Source organism: Nonomuraea fuscirosea (assembly GCF_003001935.1).
Lineage (GTDB): Bacteria > Actinomycetota > Actinomycetes > Streptosporangiales > Streptosporangiaceae > Nonomuraea > Nonomuraea fuscirosea.
The window spans coordinates 144226-159132 of record NZ_PVNG01000028.1 but is presented as its reverse complement, the minus strand read 5'-3'; the positions used below and the strand labels follow the sequence as shown (position 1 = coordinate 159132).

The window sequence follows — 14907 nt, the reverse complement described above, 5'->3', positions numbered from 1 at the left end:
CGCGGCGACTGCACGGCGGGCCGCCGCGTGCGACGGTGTGGTCCCTGACGACGTGGCGGTTTCCTGATGGCAGTTTCCGCACGGCTGTACGCCGTACTCGCGGTGGGCTCGGGCGTTCTGGTGCTGGTGGCGGCGCTGCGGTTCGGGGGAGGTGCCGGGGTGCCGCCGATCGCCGGGCTGCCGGCCGCCGGACCGCTGACCGACTGGGGCCTGCCGCTGGCGCGGTTCGCGCACGAACTGTGCGCGGTGGCGTGCGTGGGGACCGCGCTGGCGGCCGTACTGGCTCCGGCGGTCTCGCCCGAGTCGGCGCGCTGCCTGCGCGCGGCCGGATGGTGGGCACTCGGATGGGCGTTCGCCGGCTTGCTGGGCTACGTGCTCACGCTGTCCAGCTTCATCCCGATGCCGGTGGCGGACCTGCTCGCGGCCCCCGGCCTGCTCAGCGTCGGCACGGACCTGCCGCAGACGCGGGCCCTGCTGGTGGTGACGGCGGTGACGTTCGTGGTGGCGGTGGCGACGATGGCGCCGCGGCTGCCGAGGTGGATCCCGGTGGTGGTCGCGGTCTGCGGGCTGCTGCCGCCCGCGTACGTCGGCCACGCCGCCTCGGCGGGCGATCACGACCTGGCCGTGTCCGCGCTGATGGCGCACCTGGTGCCGATGGCATTGTGGGTCGGCGGCCTGGGCGCGGTGCTGGTCTACTTCCGCCGCTCCGGCGATCTGCCGGTGGTGCTGCCGAGGTTCAGCACGATCGCTTTGTGCTGCTTCGCGGCGGTGGCGTTCTCCGGCGCGGTCAGCGGCTGGGTGCGGCTGAACGCCCTCTCCGACCTGTGGCGGAGTCCGTACGGGCTGCTTCTGCTGGCCAAAATCGCCGCCCTGGCGGTGCTCGGCTGGTTCGGCTGGGTCCACCGGCGCAGGACCGTGGCGGGCGTCGCCGATCGCGGGGTACGCCGTACCTTCGTCCGGCTGGCGGCGGGTGAGCTGGGCGTGATGGCGGTGGCGATGGGCCTCGGCGTCGGCCTGGCCAGGACTCCGCCGCCGCCGGGCGGTGAGGGCGGCGGGCACGCGCATCCCCTGCTGGAGTACACGCTGGCCCCGTTCTCCCCCGGCGCGCTGATCGGCGAGTGGCGGCCGGACGTGCTGATCGTGCTGCTGCTGGCGCTGCCCGCCGTCGCCTATGCGCTCGGCGTGCGCAGGGTGGCCGCGTGGCCCTTCAGCCGCACGATCGCCTGGTACGCGGGGCTCGGCCTGGCCGCGCCGGCGCTGCTCGGCGGGGTGGCCGGTTACGCCAGGGCGATGCTGCCCGCGCAGGCGCTCCAGCACGTCGCGCTGGCCGTGGCGGTGCCACTGTTGCTCTGCCTCGGCGCTCCACTGACCCTGGCGAGCCGGGCCACCTCGCCGGCGTCCCGGTTCGGCGCCCTCGGATCGACTGAGTCCCGGTCCGGTGCTCTCGGATCGCCTGAGTCCCGGTCCGGCGGCCCGGGTTCGCCCGCCTTCGGGCGGCGCCTGACCGGGCCCGTCCTCCTGGCCGCCTATCCGCTGCTCTTCCTGCTCCTGTACGGGACGGACTGGCTGGCGTGGTCGCTGACCGGGTACGCCCCGCATCTGGTCACCGAACTGCTCTTCCTCGGCGTCGGCCTGGTGACGTCATGGGTGCTGACCGGTGTCGATCCGCTGCCCAGGCCGTTCGCGCGGGGCGAGCGGATGCGGCTGCTGGGGGTGGTGGCCGGGACGCATGTGGCGGTGGGGGCGTACCTGATGCTGGGGCCGCCGGTCGCGGCGGACTGGCTCGTGCAGACCGCCCCGCCCGGCGCGCCGGACCTGCTCACCGGCCAGCGGGTGGCGGCGGCCGTGTTCCTGATCGTGCCCCTGCTGACCCTCGCGCCCCTGGCCCTGCGCCTGGCCAGACGGCGACCGGCCGCGCGATGGCCCTGGTCCCACGTCCGCGTCGCCGACGTGAGCGCCGAGGTGACCACCGACGTGAGCGCAGACGTAAGCACCGACACGGGCACCGACGGGAGCGGTGAGAGAAGCGCCGACGTGAGCGCCGGCCGTGTGCAGGGTCGTGTCGTGCGGGACGACCCCGTGTCGCTCACGGACGGGGCGCTGCTCCTTGATAGAGGCCGGCGACGGCCGCCAGCACCCGCTCACGGGCGACGCCCCCCGGGGTGACGCCGGTGAGCACGTAGGCGGCCAGCCCTTCGGCCAGCGCCACGAGCGACAGCGCGGCCCCGTGCGGGTCGATGGCCGCGGGGATGCGCCCCGCCCGCTGGTCCCGCTCGACGAGGCCGGCCATGTCGCGGTGGAAGGCGGCGTACAGGACGCGCAGCCGGGCGGCGATGGCCTCGTCGGCGAAGGCGAAGGCGTGGAAGGACTGTCGGACCCGCATGTGGGCCTCGGTCGTGGCGTCGTACGGGATGAGCTCGGTGAGCACGGTGGTCAGGACCAGCCGCGGCTCGGCGGCGCCGAGGTCGGAGCCGACCCGCTGCCGGATGCGGGCGCTGGACAGATGGTTGCCGCGTTCGAAGGCCGCTTCGACGAGCTGCCGTTTGGCCGGGAAGTAGTGCTGCACCCGGCCGGGCGAGATGCCGGCCTGGGCGGCCACCTCGGTCAGGGAGACGGCCGCCAGGCCGCGTTCGGCGACGATGGCGAGCACGGCGTCCGCGATCTCGGCGCGCCGCTGCGCGTGGTGCGCGCCGGGCCCCCGTGTACGCCGCTCAGCCGGCTGTTCCGCCACTCCGCCACCTTCTCGATAAGACCACACCGGATTGCCCGTTCAGTGTAGTGGTTGTGACCCGCGATCCCCGCCCTCGTCGGCGATCCGGCCGCCGGCCCCGCGCGGAGACCTATGTGACCTGAGGGGCTGCGGACGACGAGCGATACGGACGGGACCAGGCGACCGAGAAGACTTCGCATAAGCTGACAAATGGGATAGCGGGGGGAGGGGTCGCATGCTGCCTGAGGTGCGCGGATGGTTGGGACGCCGTACTTCTACCGCCGGAGACTGGCCGCTGCGGGACCTGGTGGCCGCCAAAGGGGACAGCACGGTCAGCGTGGTGCTTCCCGCCCGCGACGAGCGGGAGACCGTGGGGGAGATCGTGGGAATCATCCTCCGGGACCTCGGCGCGCTGGTCGACGAGGTCGTCGTCATCGACTCACGTTCCACCGACGACACCGCGCGCGTGGCCGCGCGGGCCGGGGCCACGGTGCACGCGCAGGACGAGATCCTGCCGCGGCTCAAGCCGCTCGACGGCAAGGGGGAGGCGTTGTGGAAGTCGCTGGCCGTCACATCGGGGGACGTGCTGGTGTTCGCCGACGCCGACATCAGGAACTTCCGTGCCTCGCTGGTCGCGGGGGTGCTCGGCCCACTGCTGGCCGATCCCACGATCGTCTACGCCAAGGGGTGCTATGACCGTCCGCTGAACGGCGCCCCCGACGGCGGCGGGCGGGTCACCGAGCTCGTCGCCCGGCCGCTGATCAACCTGCACTGGCCTCAGCTGGCCGGCTTCGTGCAGCCGCTCGCGGGGGAATACGCCGGCCGGCGCTCCGCCCTGGAACGCGTACCGTTCCTCACCGGTTACGGCGTCGAACTCGGCCTGCTCATCGACCTGCTGGAGCTGGCGGGGCTGGACGCGTTCGCCCAGGTGGACCTGGGATCGCGCGAGCACGCGCCGCAGTCCACCGAGGCGCTCGGAGGCATGGCCGCGCAGATCATGCTCGCCGCCTGGTCGCGGCTCGACCGGCAGGGGAAGATCGCCGCGCTGGGCGAGCCCTCCGTGCGGCTGGCGCAGTTCAGGAGAGGCCAGGAGGGGTACGACGTGCGCACGCGGGACGTCGGCATCGGCGAACGCCCGCCCATGCTCACCCTCGACGAGTGACCGGCCGCTAAGGTGTTACCACCGGTAACGTCTCGGATCGAGGAGTGCGGCGCGATGACGGGGTTCTGCCCGGAGCTCAGTGACAACGTGGTCGAGGTACGCGACTGGGTGCACACGTTCGCCCGCGACGTGATCCGCCCCGCGGGCGCGGAATGGGACGAACGCGAGGAGACGCCCTGGCCGGTCATCCAGGAGGCGGCCAAGATCGGGCTCTACTCCCTCGACTTCTTCGCCACCCAGTGGTTCGAGCAGAGCGGCCTGGCGCTGCCCGTGGCGTTCGAGGAACTCTTCTGGGGCGACGCCGGCATCGGCCTGTCGATCACCGGCACCGGCCTGGCCGCCGCGGCCCTCGCCTCCAACGGCACCCCCGAGCAGATGGGGGAGTGGCTGCCGCAGATGTTCGGCACGGAGAACGACGTCAAGCTGGGCGCGTTCTGCGCCTCCGAACCCGACGCCGGCTCCGACGTCGGCGCCATCCGCACCCGTGCCGTCCCCGACGGGTCCGACTGGGTGCTCAACGGCGTCAAGACCTGGGCCACGAACGGCGGCATCGCCGACGTCCACGTGGTCGTCGCCTCGGTGGACCCCTCGCTCGGCACCAGGGGCCAGGCCTCCTTCATCGTCCCGCCGGGCACGCCGGGACTGTCGATGGGGCAGAAATTCCGCAAACACGGCATCCGCGCCTCCCACACGGCCGAGGTGGTGCTGAACGACGTGCGCGTGCCCGGCGAGTGCCTGCTGGGCGGCAGGGACAAGCTGGAGGCCAGGCTGGCCCGCGTACGCAACGGGGAGCGGGCGGGGGAGCAGGCCGCGATGCGCACGTTCGAGACCACCCGCCCGTCGGTGGCCGCGATGGCGGTCGGGATCGCCCGGGCCGGCTTCGAGTACGCCAGGGACTACGCCCGCGAACGCGAGCAGTTCGGCCGCAAGATCGGCGCCAACCAGGCCATCGCCTTCCTCCTCGCCGAGATGGCCACCCGCGTGGACGTGGCCCGCCTGCTGACCTGGCGCGCCGCCTGGATGGCCCGCAACGGCAGGCAGTTCGAGCAGGCGGAGGGCTCGATGTCGAAACTGGTCGCGGGGGAGACGGCGGTGTGGGTGACCGAACAGGCCATCCAGATTCTGGGCGGCGCCGGCTACACCAGGGAGCACCCGGTGGAACGTTTCCACCGCGACGCCAAGATCTTCACCATCTTCGAAGGAACGTCGGAGATCCAGCGGCTCATCATCGGCCGCGCCGTCACCGGCCTGCCCGTCCGCTGACAATTGCGCATGTCACAGGGGCGGCATACCCACACGGCCATCATGTGCGATACGCCACCCCTCGCCACTTCGCAGACCTCAGGTCTGTTTCGTGGGTTACCGGGTCCTCGGAAGTGCGGATCAATGGCTTCGCGGACGCGGATGTGCGACGAAGGCAGCATGTGCGCGTTGTCGCGCGGTGAGTACCGTCGCCGGCCCTGGGCGTCCTTCACCGGCTCGGGGATGACTCTGATTCCTATTCAAGCTACAAGAGCGCTATTAAGTCATTCGCCTCGTAAGCGCCTTCTTGAACCTTGCTCTCGAAGGGCCACTCGTCCGGGTTCGTCCACCGACTGCTGGAGGAGGTCGGAGTACCGCTCCGGCCGCGGGGGCGACAACCAGGGGCCGACCCCGCGGCCGCGAGGTGCTCAATTCAAGTAGTGCCGTCTCATCGCGGCACACCACCCCACCTCAGCCGGGCCGGCCTTCTCACTCGCCCCCGTCTCCGCCGTCACCGAAGCCCCCGTCTCCGCTTCTTCCGCCTCCGTCATATCCAGCGCCTCTGTGGCTGCCTGCACTCCCGCCTTGGCCGGTACTACCGCCCGGAAGGTCACGAAACACGTACGCGATGAGCAGGTAGGCCAGAAAGATTCCCAGGGAGAGGCCCCAGAGGCCGTCCGCGTCCCGGGTGACCGTCAAAACAAGGACGAAAGATCCCATGAACGCAAGGATGACTTTCGTATGCAGGCGCACGATGACCTCTATCTTGCTGGGGACCCCAAGTCTTTCTTTCGGGAAGTGACGAAGTCAACACACCCCACTTCGGCGCAGACGAGGAGTCGTCACGTGGACCGTTTCGAAGACGTGGCGAAGCCGCATGAAGGAGAACTCCGAGTGGTCACCCCATCGTGGGACCGGTGAGCTCTGTATCGCTCATCAAGGAAGAGGAAGCGCGTGTCCGGGTCGTCGTCGGTCTTCGAGTGAGCGTTCGAGGATCACGCCGTCCCCGGGCGGCTCGTCTCAACGCGGGCTACATCTGGTAGGACTCGCGTAGCGACGATGACGGCGAGAGCTGGTCCGGTCGGTCGGTCGGTGGCAGGTCCTGGAGCTTTTGACGTAGCTGAGGAAGGCGGCGATGTCCGCCCAATCACCCAGCACCTCAGTCATCAAGGTGAAGACGGCGACGGCGACGGCCAGCACACGCACGGCTCTCGTGCACCGGTCACCTCCCGCGTGCTCCTCAGCCGGCTCGGTGTAGGCCTACGGGGCGGCTCGGGCATGTCCGGCTCGGCAGGCAGCCCGGCGGGATTGCCACGCGCTTTCATGGCGATGCGGAGCAGCTGTTCTGCTTTCTGTCTGTCGCCGGCGACAGGGAGCAATCGCTGCCACAGCCGCAACACGGTGACGAGTGTGCGCGTGGACCCGGCACGGGCACGCCGGGATGGTGACCACTGCTGCGGCCAGTGCCCCGGCGAGTCCGCTCGGGACCTCTCCAGGTATGGGGAGCGAGACCTCGCGACCAGACTCGAGGCAGTGCGACCGGATGGTGATCATGTCCGCGGAGCCCGCCTACCGTGCCTCATACAGGTCCGCTCAAACTACTGGTGCGGGAATTCGCGGTCTGCTGCGAGAAGGGTGAGAGATGCCTTGTCCTCGCTCGACGTGACGCCCGGCGGACCTCCCTCATGGACCTTGGGGTTCGCCGGGCGCCGCTACCTGAGGGATCTGGTGGCGAGGGCGTCGAAGTCGCGGTCCGGGAGGGTGCGGTCTAGTTCGAGGAGTTTGTCCGCCAGCCAGCCGACGGCGTAGCGGGTCCGGGGCTTGTCGGCCTCGATGGCTTCGCGGATGGTGGTCGCGACGAGGTCCGGGTCGGAGGCCGGAGCGTCGGCGGTGGTCTGGGCCTCGGCCTTCTGGGCCATCTTCTCGGCCATCGGGCCGTAGGCGGTCGAGCCGGAGATCTCCCGCAGGTCCTGGGCGGTATGGTCCTCGAAGTCGGTTCTGATGATGCCGGGCTGGATGATCACGACGTCGATGCCGAACGGTTCCACCTCCATCCGGAGGGTGTCGGAGTACGCCTCCAGCGCGTGCTTCGAGGCGTAGTACCAGCAGCCGAGCGGCAGGGAGATCTCGCCGCCGACGGACGACACGTTGACGATCGTGCCCGACCCCCGCGCGCGCATGTGCGGCAGGGCGAGCTGGGTCAGCCGGGCCGGGGCGAACACGTTGACCTCGAACAGGTCGCGGGCGCGGGGCAGCGGGACGTCCTCGGCGGCCCCGTGCAGGACGGTGCCGGCGTTGTTGATCAGGACGTCGAGCCTGCCCTGCTCCTCGACGACGGTGCGGACGGCCCGCTCCAGGTCCTCCGGCTCGCGGGCGTCCATGGGGAGGGCGTGGCCGCCGGCGTCGCGGAGGGCGTCCATCGCCGGGACGCGTCTGGCCGCGCCGTACACGGTGTGGCCGGCCCGCAGGAGTTCGAGCGCCGTGGCCTTGCCGATGCCGGACGAGGCTCCGGTGACGAGGATGACTTTCATGAGCGATTCTCCTTGTGTGCCGGTACGTCCCACGTGACGGGGAGGCGGTGCACGCCGTAGATCAGCATGTCCTCGCGCATGGGGATCTCCTCCGGCGGTACGGCCAGGCGCAGGGAGGGGAAGCGGTCGAGCAGGGCGGGGATGGCGACCTGCATCTCGACCCGGGCGAGCTGCTGGCCGAGGCACTGATGGATGCCGTGGCCGAAGGCGACGTGCGCGGACGTGGGGCGGTGGAGGTCGAGCGTGCCGGGGTCGGGGAAGTGCTTCGGGTCGCGGTTGGCGGCCGGGACGGAGACGGTGACCGACTGGCCGGCCTTGATCAGCGTGCCGCCGAGCTCGACGTCCTCCAGGGCGGCCCGCACCGTGGCGGGGATGATGCTCAGGTAGCGGAGCAGCTCCTCGACGGCATTGCCGGCGAGGGCGGGGTCCGAGCGCAGGGCGGCGAGCTGCCCGGGGTGGCTCAGCAGGGCGAAGACGCCGGTGGCGATCATGTTCGCGGTGGTGTCGAAGCCCGCGCCGGTCAGTACGCCGCCGATGACCGCCAGCTCGTCGTCGGTCAGGTCACCGCCGCTGACCAGCCCGCCGAGCAGGTCGTCCGTGGGCCGCTCGCGCTTGGCGCGGATGAGATCGAGCATGAGGGCCTGCATCCTGCCGAAGGCGGCCGCCTTCTCGCCGGCGGGCACGTCCAGGCGGCCGAGGACGCTCATCGCGCGGACGAACTCGTCCTGGTCACCCGCGGGAACGCCGAGCAGCTCGCAGATCACCAGCCCGGGAAGGGGGCCCGAGAACGTTTCCACCAGGTCGGCGGGAGGGCCGTGCCGCTCCATCGCGGTCAGCAGCTCGGCGGCGATCTCCTCGATCCGGGTGGTCCACCGGCGCATCCGGCGGATGGTGAACTGGCCGGTGAGCAGCCGGCGGTAGCGGGTGTGCTCGGGCGGGTCCATCGCGGTGAAGGCCCCTGGCGGCGCCGGTTGCGGCTCGGCGTCGAGCGAGGCTCCCGGCAGCGGAAAGTGGACGAGCTCGGCCCGATGACTGAAGCGCGGGTCGGCCAGCACCTCGCGGACCAGGGCGTGCTCGGTCACCAGCCAGCCCTCGTGACCGTCCGGGTAGGTCATCGGCGCCACGGGCCGTTCGGCGCGCAGCCGCGCGAGCTCTTCCGGCGGATCGAAGGGGCAGGCCTCGGCGTGCTGGACCAGCAGTCTCGGCAGTTCTGATGGATCGGACATGTCACTCCTCGGGTGGGTACGCCGTGCGAGCGGCGTCCTGCCCGGCGGCACTCGCACGGCCGATGCAAGCCATTAAGCATCACGACGTGTAAAAGTACAAGCCGTGTAAAAATTTCTGCCGTGTAAGATGTGTCACCGTGGAGGAGACGCGACGGGCGCGCAAGAAACGCCAGACCAGGGAGCTGCTGGTCCGTACGGCCTTCAGGCTGTTCAAGGAGCAGGGGTACGAGCAGACCACCATCGCGCAGATCAGTGCAGAGGCGGACATAGCAACCAAGACCTTCTTCAACTACTTCTCCGGCAAGGAGGACGTGGTCTTCACCGACGCCGAGCGCTACTACGAGCTGACCCTGTCCGTGATCGAAGGGCGCCGGCCCGGCGAACGCATGGGCGACCTGCTGCTGCGGACCTGCGAGCTGTCCCTGTCGGCCGGATACCTGGCCGAGGGGCCGATGGCGGGCGACCGTGAGCTGACGGACGTCTACCGCAATCTGCTCGCCACCGTTCCCAGCGTCCAGGCCAAGGGCCTGCACGTGCTGTTCGACCTGCAGCGCAGGATCGCCGACGCGTTCGTCGCCGCGTTTCCCGACGAGATCGACTGGATGACGGCGCTGGCCGCGGTGGGCGCGATGACGGGCTCCGTGGGGGCGCTCGGGCTGGTCAGCATGGAGATGGGGCAGTCGGACGAGGAGTTGCTGGCCACGATGCGGCGTGCGATCGACCTCGTCATGCGCGGGCTCGGCACGCTATGACGCGACGCCGCGGTCGAGCTGCACGACTCGATTCCGGTCAAGCGGCCCCGGTCAAGCGGCCCCGGTCAAGCGGCCCCGGTCAAGCGGCCCCGGTCAAGCGGACGGCGCAAGTGGACGGCGCAAGTGGACGGCGCAAGCGTCGACATGATGCTCGGCCTGCCCGCGCGGGCCGTCGTAAAATGGCCGCGCGGGCTCCGCGAGGCGCGCCTGTGCAGGCTGAGCGCGAAGGCGGCAGACACATGGCTGATCCGTACCCGGCATACGCGAGGCTCCGCGACCGCGGCGCCGTGCACCGCGTCAGCACCCCGTTCGGCGGCGACGCCTACCTGATCACCAGGTACGCCGAGGCCCGCGCCGCGCTCAACGACCCGCGCCTGTCCAAGCATCCGAAGAACGCGCCCGCCTTCCTGCGCGAGGCCGGGCTGATCACCGGCGACGCCGGGCCGCTCGGCGTCAACATGCTCTCCTCCGACCCGCCCGACCACACCCGCCTGCGCCGGGTGATCGGCGGGGCCTTCACCGCCAGGCGGGTGCTGGCCCTGCGCCCGCGCATCCAGCGGATCGCGGACGACCTCCTCGCCGCCCTGCCGGAAGACGAGGAGGCCGACCTGATCGAGGGGTTCGCCTTCCCACTGCCGATCACGGTGATCAGCGAGATGCTCGGCGTTCCCGTCTCCGATCGCGATCGGTTCCGTACGTGGAGCCGCGCCCTGATCACCACCTCGTCGGCCCCCGAGCTCAGGCGGCGGCGGGAGGCCGGCGCCGCGGCGCTCACCGGCTACCTGTCCGGCCTGGTCGCCGAGCGCAGGAAACACATGGACATGGAGCTCGCGAGCGAGGCGCAGCCCGACCTGATCAGCGCCCTGATCCTGGCCGCCGACCGGCAGGGCGAGCTGGACGAGGCCGAACTGCTCGGCATGCTCATGCTGCTGCTCGTGGCCGGGCACGAGACCACGGTCAACCTCATCGGCAACGGCACCCTGGCCCTGCTGCGCGCCCCCGAGGTGCTCGGCGCTCTCGTCGCCGATCCCGGGCTGGTGCCTGCGGCGGTGGAGGAGCTGCTCCGTTACGACGGGCCGGTCGAGCGGGCCACGTTGCGCACCGCCGTCGAGGACGTCGACGTGGACGGCGTCACCGTCCCCGCCGGCAGCCTGGTCGTGGTCGCCCTGGCCTGCGCCGACCGTGACCCCGCCCGGTTCGACCGGCCCGACGAGCTCGACCTGGCCAGGCGGGACAACCAGCACCTCGCCTTCGGGTACGGGCTGCACTTCTGCCTCGGCGCGCCGCTGGCCAGGCTGGAGGGCACGATCGCGTTCACCTCGCTGCTCGGCCGCTTCCCCGGGATCCGGCTCGCCCGCCCGCCGGAACAGCTCCGGTGGTGCGAGCAGAGCGCGATGATGATCCTGCGCGGCCTGGAAGCCCTTCCCGTCATCCTGCGCGCGGATCCGCCGGCACCGGCTGGGGCGGCGGGTCGCCCACGTACCGGGCCGACGGCCTGATGATCTTGCTGTCCTCCGCCTGCTCCAGGATGTTCGCGCTCCATCCGACGGTCCGCGCGGCGGCGAACGTCGGCGTGAACATCGAGCGCGGGATGCCGCAGATCTCCATCACCACCCCCGCGTAGAACTCCACGTTGGTGTGCAGCTCGCGGCCCGGCTTGAGCTCGGCCAGGATGTCGACCACCCGCCGTTCCACCTCGTGCGCGAAGTCCACCAGGTCGCCGCCGAATCCCTTGGCGATGCCGGACAACATCCGCGAGCGCGGGTCCTCCGTACGGTAGACCGGATGCCCGAACCCCATGATGCGATCGCCCGCGAGGACGCGTTCGCGCACCCAGGCGTCGATGCGATCGGGGCTGCCGATCGCGTCCAGGGTGTCCAGGGCGCGGCTCGGCGCGCCGCCGTGGAGCGGTCCCGACAGCGCGCCGAGCGCTCCCGCCACGCACGACGCCAGGTCCGCGCCCGTGGAGGCGATCACCCGCGCGGTGAACGTGGAGGCGTTGAAGCCGTGGTCGACGGTGGAGATCAGGTACTGCTCGACGGCCCTGGCATGGTCGGGGGAGGGCACCCGGCCGGTCAGCATGTAGAGGTAGTTGGCCGCGTGACCCAGGTCGTCGCGCGGCTCGACCGGCTCCAGCCCGTCGGCCAGCCGGTGCAGCGCGGTGAGCAACGTGGGCATCAGGGCGGTGACGAACAGGGCGTCGTCCAGGCGTTCGCCGGGGTCGAGGTCGTACAGCGGCCGCATGCCGCGCACCGCGCCCGCGGCCGAGATGGCGCTGCGCACGTTGTCCAACTGGCCGCCCCGCCCCGACGCGGCCAGGGCGGGCAACAGGGGGCGCAGGGCGTCCGGCACGCGCCGCAGCGGCAGCGTGCGTCCGGCGAAGCGCTCGCGCTCCTCCCCGGACGGCAGCGTCCCGAGCAGCATCAGGTGCCACACGTCCTCGAACGTGCGTCGCTCCGCCAGGTCGATCGCCGAGTACTGGCGATAGTGGTAAAAGCCTTCGCGCCCCCGTACGTCGCTCAGGCGCGTCTCGGTGACGACCACGCCCTTGAGCCCTCTGGGTACGTCCACGGACGCCGGATCGGTAGTCATGCTGGGGTCCTCCTTCATCCCAGGAACCCTCCAATCCACGTGGCCGACTGTCAACGTTGATTTTCGTCCATGTGGAGTTTCTTGACAGCCAGGTGTGCTGCCGAAAGGCTTTGGCCTTCGGCACGACTCAGTGGGGGAGCGCTGGTTGATGAGGCACACCGAACTGAAGGACTTCTGGGAGCGCCGCCTCGAGTCCGACTGGACCGAGAGCGGGGTCGGCTACAAGCAGCTCGGGCGGGCGTTCAACTCGTACATGTACCTGGTGCGAGGCGAGGTCTTCCGGCGTGAGGTGGGCCGGCTCGGGCTCGACCTGGCCGCCGCGAAGGTCCTCGACGTCGGCTCGGGCACCGGCTTCTACCTGCGCCAGTGGCGGGCGCTCGGCGCCCGGTCGATCACGGGAGCCGACCTCACCAAGGCCGCCGTCGAGCGCCTGAGCGCCCGCTTCCCCGACTCCGAGATCCTCCAGCTCGACCTCGCCGACCCCGGCGACCTGATCGAACCCGGCTCGTACGACGCGGTCTCGGCCATGGACATGCTGTTCCACATCACCGACGACGAGCGCTACCGCGCGGCGCTGCGCACGCTCGGGCGGGCCACGAAGCCGGGCGGCGTCCTCGTCCTGTCGGAGAACTTCCTGCACCGGCCCGAGCAGCGCGGCGACCACCAGGTCAACCACACGCTGCCGTGGATCACCACGGCGCTCGGCGAGGCCGGCTTCGACGTCGTCCGGCGCGCGCCCATGCTCGTGCTGATGAACGCCCAGGTGGACGCCAACCCCGTGTGGCGCAAGCTGTGGGGCGGCTTCCTGCGCGGCGTCACGCTCACCGAGGCCACCGGCCGGGTGGCCGGGGCGCTGCTGTCGCCGGTGGAGCGGCGGCTCGTGCGCGTCGTCCGCGAGAGCCCCACGACGGAGCTGATGATCTGCCGCCGCCGCTGAGACGACGAACAGAGCCCGCGTCACGGTGAACGGGGCCCGCGTCACGTGAACAGAGCCCGCGTCACGGTTGACGCGTGACCCAGATGGTTACGATATCTCTCACACGATTGTTGACAATCTGAGTGAGGGAACGTGTCCACAGACGCGGGAACGGTCCTTGACGCGATCCGCGAGGGGATCATGCGGGGCGATTTCGTGCCCGATCAGCGGCTCGTGGAAGCCGACCTGTCCGAGCGCTTCTCCGCGAGCAGGAGTTCCGTGCGCTCCGCGCTGCTGCAACTGGCCAACGAGGGCCTGGTGGAGCGGGTGCAGAACCGCGGCGCGCGGGTGCGGGCGGTCTCCCTGGACGAGGCCGTCGAGATCACCGAGGTGCGCATGGTGGTCGAGGGGCTGTGCGCGGCCAAGGCGGCCGGTCGGGTCACCCCTGACGCGGTCGCGGAGCTGCGCGAGATCGGCGCTCTCATGTCCGAAGCGGTGCGGTCGGGCGACGTGCTCGGCTATTCGGAGCTCAACCAGCTGCTGCACCGCCGCGTCCGCGAGCTGAGCGGCCAGTCCATCGCGGGCCGGGTGCTGGAACGGCTGCGCGGCCAGGTCGTCCGCCACCAGTTCCGGCTGTCCATGCAGCGCGGCCGCCCGGCCAGGTCGCTGGGCGAGCATCTGGCCATCATCGACGCCATCTGCGCGGGGGATCCGGGCGCGGCCGAACGGGCGGCCCGCCGCCATCTGCGCAGCGTGATCGCGGCGCTGCGCGATTCTCAAGACTGATCGCCCTTGACGGTTGTCGCCCATATTGTTAACAATCTGTTTCAGCAAACAGATCGTGGGAGACCTGCATGCCGGACCACCCCCAGCCCTCCGCGCGAGCACGTGACCTCGTCGCGGACGCCTACGACATCCACATCCACGTCGCACCGGATGTGATGCGCAGGCGGATCGACGACCTGACGCTCGCGGCGCGCTTCGCCGAGGTCGGGCTCGCCGGCTTCGTGCTCAAGTCCCATTACGTGCCCACCGCGGAACGGGCCGAGGTCGTGCGGGCCGCGGTGCCCGGCTTCGACGCCGTCGGGGCGATCACGCTGAACGCCTCCGTCGGCGGCATGAACCCCATCGCCGTCGAGATCGCCGCCAGAGGCGGCGCCCGATTCGTCTGGCTGCCCACCGTGGACAGCGCCAACCAGCGGGCCTGCACCGCGAGCGACCCCGAGGGCGCCACGCCGCCCATGTGGGCCAGGCTCCAGGACGACCTGCGGGAGGCCGGGATGGCGGCCGACCCCGTGGACGTGCTGGGGCCGGACGGGACGGTGCTGGAGCGGGTCAGGCAGGTGCTGCGGCTGATCGCCCAGCACGACCTGACCCTCGCCACCGGCCACCTCAGCGCCGACGAGATCGACGCGGTGGTCGCCGCCGCCGTGGCCGAGGGCGTACGCCGCATCGTGATCACCCATCCCGAGTTCACCTCACAGCGGGTGGCGATCGACCGCCAGCGCGCCCTGGCCGCCCAGGGCGCCCTGCTCGAACGCTGCTTCACCACCCCGCACTCCGGCAAGGTCACCTGGCGGACCTGGTTCGAGCACATCGACGCCGTGGGCCCCGAGTACTCCGTGCTCTCCAGCGACCTCGGCCAGCCTTTCAACCCGCCCGTGGAGGACGGCCTGGCCCTGCTGGCCGACCGGCTGCTCGCCGAGGGCTTCACCGACAAGGACGTACGCACCATGGCCGTGGACAACTCCCGCCTGCTGGCGGGCCCCCGATGAG

13 protein-coding genes are annotated in these 14907 nt (G+C 71.0%); 9 read left to right on the top strand and 4 right to left on the bottom strand.

The features are described from left to right. Positions 1-66 precede the first annotated feature (66 nt). Positions 67-2166: a bifunctional copper resistance protein CopD/cytochrome c oxidase assembly protein gene (locus B0I32_RS47645; protein WP_106251042.1), complete on the top strand. Its 2100-nt coding sequence runs from the start codon at positions 67-69 to the stop codon at positions 2164-2166. On the opposite strand, the gene B0I32_RS47640 is transcribed toward B0I32_RS47645, so the two are convergent. After that, a complete protein-coding gene (locus B0I32_RS47640) occupies positions 2087-2731 on the bottom strand; it encodes a TetR/AcrR family transcriptional regulator (RefSeq protein ID WP_106251041.1) in 645 nt (214 codons plus the stop codon). The two genes, B0I32_RS47645 and B0I32_RS47640, sit on opposite strands and share 80 nt — an antisense overlap. A gap of 214 nt (positions 2732-2945) precedes the next feature. Between B0I32_RS47640 and B0I32_RS47635 the strand changes: the two genes are divergently transcribed. The 3 genes from B0I32_RS47635 to B0I32_RS61870 all read left to right on the top strand — a co-directional run bounded on the left by B0I32_RS47635 (position 2946) and on the right by B0I32_RS61870 (position 5746). Next, complete coding sequence (locus tag B0I32_RS47635) at positions 2946-3872, top strand: glucosyl-3-phosphoglycerate synthase (RefSeq protein ID WP_106251039.1); 927 nt, start codon at positions 2946-2948, stop codon at positions 3870-3872. Between the two features lie 54 nt (positions 3873-3926). Continuing rightward, positions 3927-5135: an acyl-CoA dehydrogenase family protein gene (locus tag B0I32_RS47630; protein ID WP_106251038.1), complete on the top strand. Its 1209-nt coding sequence runs from the start codon at positions 3927-3929 to the stop codon at positions 5133-5135. A gap of 293 nt (positions 5136-5428) precedes the next feature. Beyond that, positions 5429-5746, top strand: coding sequence for a helix-turn-helix domain-containing protein (locus B0I32_RS61870; RefSeq protein ID WP_425438146.1), 318 nt, complete (start codon positions 5429-5431; stop codon positions 5744-5746). 1080 nt (positions 5747-6826) lie between these two features. Here the strand turns inward: B0I32_RS61870 and B0I32_RS47625 are convergent. Together B0I32_RS47625 and B0I32_RS47620 are read right to left on the bottom strand one after the other, a co-directional pair. After that, positions 6827-7645, bottom strand: coding sequence for an oxidoreductase (locus B0I32_RS47625; protein WP_106251036.1), 819 nt, complete (start codon positions 7643-7645; stop codon positions 6827-6829). Further along, positions 7642-8871 carry a cytochrome P450 gene (locus B0I32_RS47620; RefSeq protein WP_106251034.1) on the bottom strand — a complete coding sequence of 410 codons (1230 nt, stop codon included), beginning with the start codon at positions 8869-8871 and terminating at the stop codon, positions 7642-7644. Before B0I32_RS47620 ends, B0I32_RS47625 begins: the two co-directional genes overlap by 4 nt. Positions 8872-9008: 137 nt before the next feature. Here B0I32_RS47620 and B0I32_RS47615 point away from each other — a divergent pair, with 137 nt between their 5' ends. Both B0I32_RS47615 and B0I32_RS47610 read left to right on the top strand, forming a co-directional pair. Beyond that, positions 9009-9623, top strand: coding sequence for a TetR/AcrR family transcriptional regulator (locus tag B0I32_RS47615; protein WP_106251032.1), 615 nt, complete (start codon positions 9009-9011; stop codon positions 9621-9623). A gap of 239 nt (positions 9624-9862) precedes the next feature. Then, a complete protein-coding gene (locus B0I32_RS47610; protein ID WP_219912378.1) occupies positions 9863-11122 on the top strand; it encodes a cytochrome P450 family protein in 1260 nt (419 codons plus the stop codon). Here B0I32_RS47610 and B0I32_RS47605 read toward each other — a convergent pair. Further along, the gene (locus tag B0I32_RS47605) at positions 11052-12215 is read right to left on the bottom strand and encodes a citrate synthase/methylcitrate synthase (protein ID WP_106251089.1); all 1164 of its coding nucleotides are present in this window, start codon (positions 12213-12215) and stop codon (positions 11052-11054) included. The two genes, B0I32_RS47610 and B0I32_RS47605, sit on opposite strands and share 71 nt — an antisense overlap. A 145-nt stretch (positions 12216-12360) precedes the next feature. Between B0I32_RS47605 and B0I32_RS47600 the strand changes: the two genes are divergently transcribed. The 3 genes from B0I32_RS47600 (at position 12361) to B0I32_RS47590 (ending at position 14906) form a co-directional block, all read left to right on the top strand. Further along, positions 12361-13152 (top strand): class I SAM-dependent methyltransferase, encoded by a 792-nt coding sequence (locus tag B0I32_RS47600; protein WP_106251029.1) that lies wholly within the window; start codon positions 12361-12363, stop codon positions 13150-13152. Positions 13153-13284: 132 nt separating this feature from the next. Next, positions 13285-13917 (top strand): GntR family transcriptional regulator, encoded by a 633-nt coding sequence (locus tag B0I32_RS47595; RefSeq protein WP_245956613.1) that lies wholly within the window; start codon positions 13285-13287, stop codon positions 13915-13917. A gap of 68 nt (positions 13918-13985) precedes the next feature. Then, positions 13986-14906, top strand: a complete 921-nt coding sequence (locus B0I32_RS47590; RefSeq protein WP_106251027.1) for a DUF6282 family protein — start codon at positions 13986-13988, stop codon at positions 14904-14906. Position 14907 lies beyond the last annotated feature (1 nt).

Excerpts from the sequence above, each read along its gene's own strand:
- B0I32_RS47610 (WP_219912378.1), top strand. The coding sequence starts at position 9,863 with ATGGCTGATCCGTACCCGGCATACGCGAGGCTCCGCGACCGCGGCGCC.
- B0I32_RS47620 (WP_106251034.1), bottom strand. The coding sequence starts at position 8,871 with ATGTCCGATCCATCAGAACTGCCGAGACTGCTGGTCCAGCACGCCGAG.
- B0I32_RS47645 (WP_106251042.1), top strand. The coding sequence starts at position 67 with ATGGCAGTTTCCGCACGGCTGTACGCCGTACTCGCGGTGGGCTCGGGC.
- B0I32_RS47635 (WP_106251039.1), top strand. The coding sequence starts at position 2,946 with ATGCTGCCTGAGGTGCGCGGATGGTTGGGACGCCGTACTTCTACCGCC.
- B0I32_RS47605 (WP_106251089.1), bottom strand. The coding sequence starts at position 12,215 with ATGACTACCGATCCGGCGTCCGTGGACGTACCCAGAGGGCTCAAGGGC.
- B0I32_RS47625 (WP_106251036.1), bottom strand. The coding sequence starts at position 7,645 with ATGAAAGTCATCCTCGTCACCGGAGCCTCGTCCGGCATCGGCAAGGCC.
- B0I32_RS47590 (WP_106251027.1), top strand. The coding sequence starts at position 13,986 with ATGCCGGACCACCCCCAGCCCTCCGCGCGAGCACGTGACCTCGTCGCG.
- B0I32_RS47630 (WP_106251038.1), top strand. The coding sequence starts at position 3,927 with ATGACGGGGTTCTGCCCGGAGCTCAGTGACAACGTGGTCGAGGTACGC.